Origin of the sequence: Crossiella sp. CA198 (assembly GCF_052078295.1) — a bacterium.
Classification (GTDB): domain Bacteria; phylum Actinomycetota; class Actinomycetes; order Mycobacteriales; family Pseudonocardiaceae; genus Crossiella.
In genome coordinates, this window is record NZ_JBQJIM010000007.1 from 366,762 (window position 1) to 377,392 (window position 10,631).

4 protein-coding genes are annotated in these 10,631 nt (G+C 71.1%); all 4 read right to left on the minus strand.

The features are described from left to right. Positions 1–59: 59 nt before the first annotated feature. From ACTOWY_RS14595 to asnB, 4 genes are read right to left on the minus strand one after another with little or no spacing between them, the layout of a single operon-like run. Positions 60–6,386 carry an amino acid adenylation domain-containing protein gene (locus tag ACTOWY_RS14595; RefSeq protein WP_441310158.1) on the minus strand — a complete coding sequence of 2,109 codons (6,327 nt, stop codon included), beginning with the start codon at positions 6,384–6,386 and terminating at the stop codon, positions 60–62. Between the two features lie 17 nt (positions 6,387–6,403). Beyond that, entirely contained in the window at positions 6,404–7,576 is a 1,173-nt protein-coding gene (locus ACTOWY_RS14600) for a cytochrome P450 (protein WP_441310159.1), read from the minus strand. Continuing rightward, complete coding sequence (locus tag ACTOWY_RS14605; RefSeq protein ID WP_441310160.1) at positions 7,576–8,778, minus strand: cytochrome P450 family protein; 1,203 nt, start codon at positions 8,776–8,778, stop codon at positions 7,576–7,578. The genes ACTOWY_RS14600 and ACTOWY_RS14605 overlap by 1 nt, the downstream gene beginning before the upstream one ends. 10 nt (positions 8,779–8,788) lie before the next feature. Further along, positions 8,789–10,630 (minus strand): asparagine synthase (glutamine-hydrolyzing), encoded by a 1,842-nt coding sequence (asnB, locus tag ACTOWY_RS14610; RefSeq protein WP_441310161.1) that lies wholly within the window; start codon positions 10,628–10,630, stop codon positions 8,789–8,791. Position 10,631: the final 1 nt, after the last annotated feature.

Sequence of the window (10,631 nt, forward strand, 5' to 3'; positions counted from 1 at the left end):
GGCGCCGGACAATGCCGGACAACGCCGCTACCTGCGAGGACTGTGCTGGGACGGTGCGGTCAGATTTCCCCTTCCTCCACCTCCGCCGCACCGGCCGGGGTCGCGGCGGCGGCGACCAGGTGCAGCAGTGGGGCGGCGAAGAAGCGAGCTAGGGGGATGTCACGGCGGAGTTCCTGGCGGGCCAGTTCGATGAACCGGATGGCGCGCACGCTGTCGCCGCCCAGGGCGAAGAAACTGTCCTGGCGGCCGATCTGCGGCACGTCCAGGACCCTGGTCCACAGTTCGGCGATGGCGGTTTCCACCGGGCCGGACGGGGTGTGCCCGGTGTCGGCGCGGGTGCCGCTGCGGGCGGCGATGGTGGCGCGGTCGACCTTTCCGTTGGCGCTGAGCGGGAACTCCGCGAACTCGGTGACGGACTCGGGCACCATGTGGCCGGGCAGCCGGGCCGCGGCCCAGTCCAGCAGGGTGCGTTCCGCGATCTTGCCGCTGGGCACGATCGCGGCGGACAGGCGGCCGCGGACCTGGACCACCACGGCCCGGTCCACCGACTCGTGCTGGCTGAGCACGGCTTCGATCTCGCCGAGTTCGACCCGGTGGCCGCGTACCTTGATCTGCTGGTCGGTGCGGCCAAGGAACTCCAGCAGGCCGCCGGGTTGGTAGCGGCCGAGGTCGCCGGTGCGGTACCAGCGGCCGTCGGGGGTGTCGACAAACGACCGAGCGGTCAGTTCCGGTGCGCCGCGGTAGCCCAGCGCGACGCCGGTGCCGCCGATCCACAGTTCGCCGGGCACCCAGTCCGGGCAGTCCCGGCCGAAGGCGTCCACCACCCGGTAGCGCTGGTTGCGCAGCGGGTAGCCGTAGGGCACCGAGCGCCAGGCCGGGTCGACCTCGCGGACCTCCAGTGCGTTGGACCAGATCGAGGCTTCGGTGGCGCCGCCGAGGGCGACCAGCAGGGCCGCCGGTGCGGTGGCGGCGAGGCGGCCGGGCAGGTCCAGGCCGACCCAGTCGCCGGAGACCAGGGCCAGCCGCAGGCTGTCCGGGGGCAGGCCATTCTCGGCGACGACCAGGAGCATGTCCAGCAGGGTGGGCACCGTGTTCCACACCGTGACACGGTGTTCGCGGACCAGTTCGGCCCAGCGCCGGGCGTCCCGCCGTTCGTCCTCGCCGGGCAGTACCAGCGCGCCGCCCGCGGCCAGCAGGCCGAAGATGTCGTAGACGGAGAGGTCGAAGTCGAGGGCGGACACCGCGAGCACCCGGTCCGCGGCGGTGACACCGAAGCGGGTGTTGATGTCCTCGACGGTGTTCACCGCGGCCCGGTGGGTGATCTCCACGCCCTTGGGCTCGCCGGTGGAGCCGGAGGTGAAGATCACGTAGGCCAGGGTGTCAGCGTCCACAGTGGACAGTGTGGTGGCCGGGGTGTGGGCGTCGGCGATGGTGAGTACGGTGCCGGGCAGGCCGCGGGCCAGGTTGTCGGTGAGGGTCAGGCGGGCGCCGGAGGTGGCGATGATCCGGTCTCGGCGGACGGCGGGCTGGTCGACGCCGACCGGGACGTAGGCGCCGCCGGCGGCGTGCACGCCGAGCACGGCGGCGATCTGGTCGATGCCCTTGGGCAGGTGCAGCACAACGGGTTCGCCGGGGGTGAGGTGGTGCTCGGCGAGCAGTCCGGCCACCCGCAGGGCGCGGTCGGCGAGTTCGCCGTAGGTCACCCGGTCCGGGCCCGCGTACAGCGCGATCGCGTCCGGGTGCCGGGCGGTCTGGGTGAAGAAACCGTTGTGCAGCAGAGTTTCCTGCTGGACTTCGGTGGTGGCGTTGACCTCGGCCCTGGTTTCCCGTTGCGCGGTGGGCAAAGCGCTGGGGACGGGGCTGGTCCAGTCCTCGGTGCAGAGCCAGTCGACCAGGCGCAGGTAGGCGGCGAACATGGCGTCCAGGAGTCCGGCCGGGAACAGGTCCTCGACGGCGTCCCAGTTCAGTTCGACCGCGATGCCGTCCGGGCCGTGCCGTTCCACCACCTGGTGGTCCAGCCACACCTGCGGGGTTTGCGAGACACCCCAGACCGGATTGGCCAGCAGCCCGGCGCCGGCGGGGGAGGCGGTGGGCAGGCCGAGCGCGCTGGTGAACACCACCGGCATGGTGACTTCGGCTTCGCCGGTGCGCCTGCCGCGTTCGCGGAGCACCTGGATCGCGGAGACCTCGCGGTGGTCCAGCGCGCGCCACAGGTCGGCCTGCACCGCGCGCACCCGGTCCAGCCACACCTCGCCGGGCTGGGGCTGGTAGCCGACCAGCAGCAGCGAGGTGAAGTCGCCGAGCACCCTGGCCACCTGCGGGTGCACCTCGCGGCGGTCGAACAGGGTCAGGTTCAGGGTGAGGTCGGGGCGGGCGCTGAACGCGCTGAGTACCTCGGCGAAGGCGGTGAGCAGTACCGAGGCCGGGGTGCTGCCGTGTTCGCGGGACAGGTGCAGAATCCGTTGCCAGCGCGTGGGATCGAGCACGGTGGCGCGGCGGGTGAACCGGGGCCGGGTAATCTCGGCCGGGTCGATCGCCAGGGGGAGTGCGGGGCCGGGCGGCAGGGTGTCCAGGCGGGTGGACCAGTAGGCGGTGGCGGCCGGGTCGGGTTCGGCGGGCAGGCTCCTTACGTAGTCGCGGAAGGACAGGTCGACCGGCGGAAGTTCGGTGCCGGGGTGGTCGTGCAGGGCGGCGAGTTCGGTGTAGACGATGAGCACGCTCAGCGCGTCCGCGATGAGGTTGTCGATGCCGATGGCCAGCCGGGTGCTGGATCCGTTGGGGGCCACGGCAATGCGGAACAGTGGCCACTCCGCCGGATCGAACACGTGGTGCGACAGGGCTTCCCGGAGCTGATCCGGGTTTTCGGCGAATTCGACGGTGAAGTGCGGGACCTCGGGTAGCACGCGCTGGTCGCCGCGTTCGTCGAAGACCGCGCGCAGCATGCCGTGCCGGGCGATGAGCTGGTTGACCGCGGCCTCTAGACGGGTCAGGTCCAACTCGGCCACGTCGTACTCGCGGTAGAAGTGGCAGCCGACGCCGCCGAGGGTGAACTCCCTGGAACGGCCCAGCCAGTAGGCGCGTTGCACGTCGGTGGGCGGGAACGGGTCGTGGCGGTGTTCGGGGTCGGCGACCAGTTCCTGTTGTGTGGTGCCGTTTGTGGCGGGAGTGAGGGTGGTGGCGAAGGCGGCGAGGACCGGGTTGGCGAACAGGTCGGACAGTGCCGCGCCCGCCAGTCCGGTCGCGCGCAGTTTGCCGATCAGGCGGGTTGCTAGGAGGGAGTCGCCGCCGAGGGTGAAGAAGTCGTGCTCGCGGCCGACGGTGGGCACGCCCAGGAGTTCCTGCCAGATCTCGGCGAGCAGCACTTCGGTTCTGGTGCTGGGTGCGGTGATCACCTGTGTGGATCCGGCGTCGCGTTCGGCGAGCAGGGTGCGCAGGGCGGGGCGGTTGATCTTGCCGTTGGTGGTGAATGGGAAGGCGGGCAGTACGAGCAGCCCACCGGGCACCATGGCGGCGGGCAGGCGGTCGGTGATGAAGGCCAGCAACGCGGTCTCGTCGACCTCGCCGGTGACCGCGGCGGCCAGTACCCGGCGATCCAGCACGGTAGCGACCGCGGCGCTGACCGACGGGTGGTCGGTGAGGGCGGCCTCGACCTCGCCGAGTTCGACCCGGTGGCCGCGCAACTTCACCTGGTGGTCGGCGCGGCCGAGGAACTCCAGCACGCCGCGGTCGCGGTAGCGGGCAAGATCGCCGGTGCGGTACCAGCGCAGGCCGTCGTGTTCGACAAAGCGGTCCGCGCTGCGCACCGGATCGTTGCGGTAGCCGAGCGCGACACCGGCGCCGCCGATCCACAGTTCGCCGGGCACCCAGTCCGGGCAGTCCCGGCCCAGCGCGTCGACCACCCGGCAGCGCACGTTGTCCAGTGGCGTGCCGTAGGGCACCGAAGTCCACTGTGGATCGACCGCGGTGACCTCGCAGACCGTGGAGTGGATGGCGGTTTCGGTGGTGCCGCCCAGTCCGGCGAAGCGCGCGCCTGGGGCGAGGGCGGCCAGGCGGGCAGGCAGATCCACGGTGACCCAGTCGCCGCCGAGCAGCACGGTGCGCAGCGGGAGTGGGGAGTCGGCGGCGGTGAGCACCATGTCCAGCAACGCGGGCACGCAGTTGAGCACGGTTGCGTTGTGCTGCAACAGCTCCCTCACCCAGGCCGAAGCGTCCCGGTGACCCTGCTCGCGTACGCACACCACCGCGCCGCCGACGGAGAGCGGGCCGAAGAGGTCGTAGACGGACAGGTCGAATTCCAGCGCGGACAACGCCAGCGTGCGGTCGGTCGCGCCGATCTCGAAGCGGGCGTTGAGATCCGCGATGGTGTTGACCGCGGCGGCGTGGCTGATCTCCACACCCTTGGGCTCGCCGGTGGAGCCGGAGGTGAAGATCACGTAGGCCAGTCCGTCGGCGAACACCGGTTCCGGCAACGGCTCCGCGTCGACCTCGATGCTGTCGATCAAGTGGGTCACACCGGCGGCGCGCAGGATTCGCTCCCGACGCACGGGAGGCGCATCCACAGCCAGTGGCAGGTAGGCGGCACCGGCGGCGAGCACGCCGAGCACGGCCACCACCTGTTCCGGGCCCTTGGGCAGGGACACCGCGACCAGCCCGTCCGCGCCCTGGGCCCGCAGGTGGCCCGCGATCCGGAGTGCGGCGGCGGCGAGTTCGCCGTAGGTCAGCACTTCCTGCTCGCACAGCAGGGCGGGGGCGTCCGGGGTTTGCTTGGCCTGGGCGAAGAACTGCTCGTGCAGGGCCCGCGGCTGCCGGGGCGCGTCGGTGGCGTTGACGCGGGCGCGGATCTCGGTTTGCGCGGCGGGCAGCAGTGGCCCGACCTCTGTGGTCCAGGCGTCGGCGGTGGTGAGCAGGCGGTCCAGCAGGCCGCAGTAGGCGGTGAACATCGCCTCGGGCACGCCGGGGGTGAAGGCGTCCTCGCGGATGTCCCAGTTGACCAGCAGACCGTCGTTGAGTTCGGTGACCTGGGCGTCCAGCCATACCTGCGGGCCCTGGGAGATGATCCAGGCAACCTCGCCGAAGGTGTCCCGGACCTGGTGCGAGAACAGCTCGCCGAGGCCGAGCGCGCTGGTGTAGACCACCGGGGCGAGGACCTGTTCGCCGTGCAGGCGGGACAGATCACGCAGCACGTCCACCCCGGAGTGCGCGGTGTGCGCGACGTCGGCGTGGAAGCGTTGCTGCAGCCGGGCGGCGCGCTCGGCGAAACTGCCGGGCAGACTGCCGTCCCATTCCAGCAGCACCGAGGAGGTGAAGTCGCCGACCAGGGCGTCCACGTCGGGGTGCAGGGGTTCGCGGTCGAACAGCGGCAGGTTGAGCAGGAATCGCGGTTCGGCGCTCCACGCGGTCAGCGTCTCGGCGATCACGGCGGCCAGGGCCATCGCCGGGGTCAGGCCGTGCCGCTGGGCGTTGTGCGCCAACGCACGCACCTCGTCCGGGGCCAGCCAGCGGTGCCTGCGCTGCACCACGGGGACGCCGCCGCCGGTGGTGGGCAGTCGCGGCGCGCCGGGCAGTTCGGGCAGGCGGTCCCGCCAGTACGCCAGGTCGGCGGCGGTGGGTTCGGCGGACCGGTCGGCGAGGTAGCGCGGGAAGCTGTAGGCCAAGGGCGGCAACGGTTGTCCGGCGTAGGCGGTGGCCAGATCGGCCAGCAGCACCCGCAGACTGAGCGCGTCCGCGGCCACCATGTCCAGGTTGACGTGCACCCGGGTGCGGCCACCCGGCAGCAGGGACAGTTGCACGTCGAAGACCTCGCCCGCACCGATGTCCATGGCACGGTGGGACAACTGCTCGCGCAACGCGGTCAGGTCGGGGTCGCGGTGCACGGTCAGGCCGGGCCAGCGGGACGGGCCGAGGTGCTGGGTGCCGTCATCGCCGACGCGCACCCGCAGCATGCCGTGCCGCTCGATCACCTTGCGCACCGCGGATTCCAGGCGTTCCGGGTCGACGCCGTCGCCGTCGAACTCGTGGTAGAAGTGCGCGGCCACGTCACCGAGTCGCTGGCCGGGCTGGCGGCCCACCCAGTAGGCGTGCTGCATCAGGGCGAGGGGGAACGGGGCCTGCTCGTCGATCTCGGCCAGTACCGGCACTTCGACGGCGGCGGGGGCCTCGGCCGCGGTCAGCAGGACCTGCCAGGCGGCCACCCGCGGATCGGCGATCAGGTCACCAAAAGCAATGCGCAGCCCCGCTTTCCGCCACGATCCGGCCAGGCGCATCATGGTGATGGAGTCCAGGCCGAGTTCGATGAGGTTGTCCTCGGGGCCGATCTGCTGCTCGGGCAGGTCGAGGGTGCTCGCCAGCAGCTTGGTCAGCGCGGCGGGGTCGGTTGGGTGCGGCACGGGGTTTCCTCTCTCGTTCACCAGGCCACCGGCAGCAGCCGCGGGCCACGCAGGAACGCGGCGGGCTTCCAGCTGACCTCGCCGGCCAGGTGCAGTCCGGGCAGGTTCCGGGTCAGCGCGCGCAGCGTTTCCTGGAGTTGCACGCGGGCCAGAGCGGCGCCAACGCAGTGGTGGCTGCCGTGCCCGAAGGCCAGGTGCTGCCGGGGCGGGCGGTTCAGGTCGAGCTGCCCGGGATCGGGGTAGCGCGCGGGGTCGTGGTTGGCGGCGCTGAGAGCCACCAGCACGGCCTCGCCCTGGCAGATGCGCTGGCCGCCGATGTCCAGGTCGGTGCGGGCGTAGCGGGGCATGGCCGCGGCCGAGGGCATGGCGACCAGACGCAGCAGTTCCTCCACCGCCTCGGTGATCGCCTCCGGTTCGGCGCACAGCCGGGTGTAGGCGCCGGGGGTGGTGAGCAGGGTGTGCGCGAAGTTGGCCAGTTCGGTGGCGGTGGTCTCGTAACCACCGAGCAGCAACGCGATGCACAGCTGCACCAGTTCCACTTCGGACAGTCGTTCGCCAGCGGCGCCCGCCTCGGCCAGCGCGCTGATCAGGTCGCCTGCCGGTGCGGTGCGCCGCTCGGTGAGCAGCTCACCCATGTAGGCCATCAGTGCCCCGGTGGCCTGCCCGAACTGCGCGGGGGTGCTGCCGCTGGTGGAGAGCACCACCTCGCTCCAGGCCCGGAACCGGTCCCGGTCGGCCACCGGCACGCCGAGCAGTTCGCAGATCACCTGGATCGGCACCGGCAACGCGACGTGCTCGACCAGATCGGCCGGACCGCCGTGTGCCCGCAGCGCCTGTACCGCCCGCTCGGCCTGCTCGCGCACGAACGGCCGCAGGGCCTCGGCGCGCCTGCCGGTGAACGCCTGGGCGACCAGCTTGCGCAGCCGGGTGTGCTCGGGTGGATCCATGGCCACGATGCCGATCGGACTCACCGGCGTGGTGCGCGGCGCATCCCGTCGGCCGGCCTCGGCGCGGCTGAACCGGGGATCGGCCAGCACCGCGCGGGCTTCCTCGTGCCGGGTGACCAGCCAGGCCGGTTCGCCGTAGGGCAGGCGGACCCTGGTCAGGCCGGGGCACTGCCGGATCTCGGCATATTCCGCTGACAGGGCAAGGCTTTCCGGGTTGTTGAACGGGTACGGTCGCTCAGTCATCAGCGCAGCCTCAGCGTCAGGGTCTCCAGGCCGTGCATGGCGGTGCTGTGCCGCCAGCGCAGCGAGTCCACAGTGGACAGCAGCTCGATCTGTGTGAAGCGGTCCAGCAGTCTGCCGAAGGCGATCTCGCCTTCGAGCCGGGCCAGCGGCGCGCCAACGCAGTAGTGCATGCCGTGCCCGAAGGCCAGGTGCCCGCCTGCCGCCCGGGTGATGTCCAGGCGGTCCGGTTCGGCGAAGCGGTCGCTGCGGTTGGCCGCCAGCCAGGACACCATCACGAAGTGCCCCTCCGGGATCAGCACCCCGCCGAGTTCGACGTCCTCGGTGGTATAGCGCGGTGAGGACAGGTTGTTCGGCGTCTCATACCGCAGGAACTCCTCGACCGCGTTGCGCAGCAGCGAGTGGTCCGCACGCAGCAGCGCGAGCTGGTCGGGGTGGCGCAGCAGCGCGAGCATTCCGCTGGAGAGCAGGTTCACCGTGGTCTCGAAGCCGCCGGTGAGCAGCACCACCGCGGTGGCGATCAGCTCGCGGCGGGAGAGCCGATCACCGTCCTCGCTGACGTGCACCAGCTCCGACAACAGGTCCTCGGTCGGCTCGATCCGCTTGGCCGCCACCAGATCGCCGAGGTAGGCGGCCATCCGCATGGAGGCCGCGCCGATCTCCTCCGGGGTGGTGGCCGCGACCATGGTGCGCGACCAGTCCACGAAATCCGCCCGGTCGGCGAAGGGCACGCCGAGCAGTTCGCAGATGACCTGGATCGGCAGCGGGTAGGCGAAATCGGCCAGGAACTCCACGGACTCCTTGCCCGCCATGGCATCCAGCAGCTCGTCGGTGATCTGCTCGATGCGTTCCCGCATCGGCTCCACCGAACGCGTGGTGAACGCCTTGGCCACCAGCTTGCGCAGCCGGGTGTGATCGGGCGGGTCCAGGTTGAGCAGGTTCATCACCAGGTCGTCGGAGAAGGAACTCTCCGCGTCCGGCCCGATCCGCAGCCGTTCCAGGCGGTCGTAGACGCGGTGGCTGCTGAACCGGGCGTCGGTCATCACCGCGCGTGCCTCGGCGTAGCCGGTGACCAGCCACACCGGGAATCCGCCCGGTAGCACGGCGAAACGCACCGGGGTGGTCTCGCGCATGCCGGCCGCCACGGTGTGCGAGTCCTGGATGAACTCCTCGCCGAGCAGCAGGGCATCCCTCATGTCGAGCATCGAGTTCTCCTCAGACCAGGTCTAGTTCGGGCCGGTACAGATCGGCCCAGTGGTGGAAGTCCAGGGCGCGTTCCACGCCGGTGCGCCCACCGCCGGTGACCGCCTCGGCCGGTCCGGTGGCGACCTGGTGCAGCCAGGCCCGGTCGAACACCGCGAACACCGGGCTGTCCGCCTCGGCGAGCACCTCGCGGGCCTGTTCCTGCAAGGCCAGCGCATAGCCGCTGTCCTGTGTGGACGGATACGGGCTCTTCACCCGCTGCACCACCGATTGCGGCAGCAGGTGCGCGACGGCCTGACGCAGCAGGCCCTTCTCCCGGCCGTCCACGTTCTTCAGCGACCACGGCGTGTTGTAGACGTACTCGACCAGGCGGTGGTCGGCGAAGGGCACCCGGACCTCCAGGCCCACCGCCATGGACATCCGGTCCTTGCGGTCCAGCATGGCCCGGACCAGGCGGGTGATGTGCAGGTGGCTGCTGGTGCGCATCCGGCGGGCGAAGGCGTCCTCGCCGTCGAGGTGCTCGACCTTGGCCACCGCGGTGGCGTACTCGTCGGCCACGTAACCGCCGATGTCCAGTGCGGCCCGCAGTTCCGGACGCAGCGGGGTGCCGCGGTCGGCGGTGTAGGTGTTCTGGAAGGCCAGCCACGGGAAGGTGTCCGCGTCCCTGGCGGCCGGGTGGTGGAACCAGGCGTAGCCGCCGAACAGCTCGTCGGCGAACTCACCGGAGAGCGCGACGGTGGACTCCCGCCGGATCGCCTGGAACAGCAACAACATCGAGCTGTCGATATCGCCGAGGCCGATCGGCATGTCCCTGGCCGCGACCACCGCCCGGCGCAGGGCCGGGTCCATCAGCGCGCGGGAGTCGAGCACCACGTTCTGGTGTTCGGTGCCCACGTGCGCGGAAACCTCGCGTACGAAAGGGGAATCCGGGGTCTCACGCAGTTCGTCGGGTCGGAAGTTCTCCTCATATCCGGCGAAGTCCACCGCGAAGGACCGCAGTTTCTCCCCGGTGGCAACAAGTTCGGCCGCGGCCAGGGCAGTCACCGCGCTGGAGTCCAGGCCGCCGGAGAGCAGCACGCAGCGCGGCACGTCGGCGACCACCTGACGGGCCACCACATCGGTGAGCAGCTCGCCGACCCTGGCGATGGTCGTCTGCGGATCGTCTTTGTGCTCAATGGTTTCCAGCCGCCAGTACACGCGTTCGCGCACACCCGAGGCGTCCACGGTGACCACGGTGCCCGGTTCGACCTCGTGCAGATCACGCCACAGCGCCCAGCCGGGGGTCTTGGTGAAGCCGACCAACTCGCGCAGGCAGCCGGTGTCCACCCGCCTGGGGAAGCGCGGATTGGCCAGCACCGCCTTGGGTTCGGAGCCGAACAGCACACCGTCGGGAGTGCGGTGCAGGTACAGCGGTTTGACGCCCATCCGGTCCCGGACCAGCACCAGTTTCCGCTCCCGGCCGTCCCAGATGGCGAAGGCGTACATGCCGTTGAGGCGTTCGGCGAGCTGCTCGCCCCATTCCAGGTAGCCGCGCAGCACCACCTCGGTGTCGCTGCCGGTGCGGAAGGTGTGGCCGAGGCCGGTGAGCTGGGTGCGCAGTTCGGTGAAGTTGTAGACCTCGCCGGAGTAGACCAGCACTACCGAGCCCGCCGGGGTGTCCGCGCGCATGGGCTGACGGCCGCCGGGCAGGTCGATCACGGCCAGCCGCCGGTGTCCCAGGGCCACGTGCCGGTCCAGCCACACGCCGCTCTCGTCCGGGCCGCGGTCGGCCATGGTGGCGGTCATCGCCTCGACGAGGGGCCGCTGGGTGGTCAGGTCCGCCGTAAAGGCGACCCAGCCGGTGATGCCGCACATG

Excerpts from the sequence above, each read along its gene's own strand:
- asnB (WP_441310161.1), bottom strand. The coding sequence starts at position 10,630 with ATGTGCGGCATCACCGGCTGGGTCGCCTTTACGGCGGACCTGACCACC.
- ACTOWY_RS14600 (WP_441310159.1), bottom strand. The coding sequence starts at position 7,576 with ATGACTGAGCGACCGTACCCGTTCAACAACCCGGAAAGCCTTGCCCTG.
- ACTOWY_RS14605 (WP_441310160.1), bottom strand. The coding sequence starts at position 8,778 with ATGCTCGACATGAGGGATGCCCTGCTGCTCGGCGAGGAGTTCATCCAG.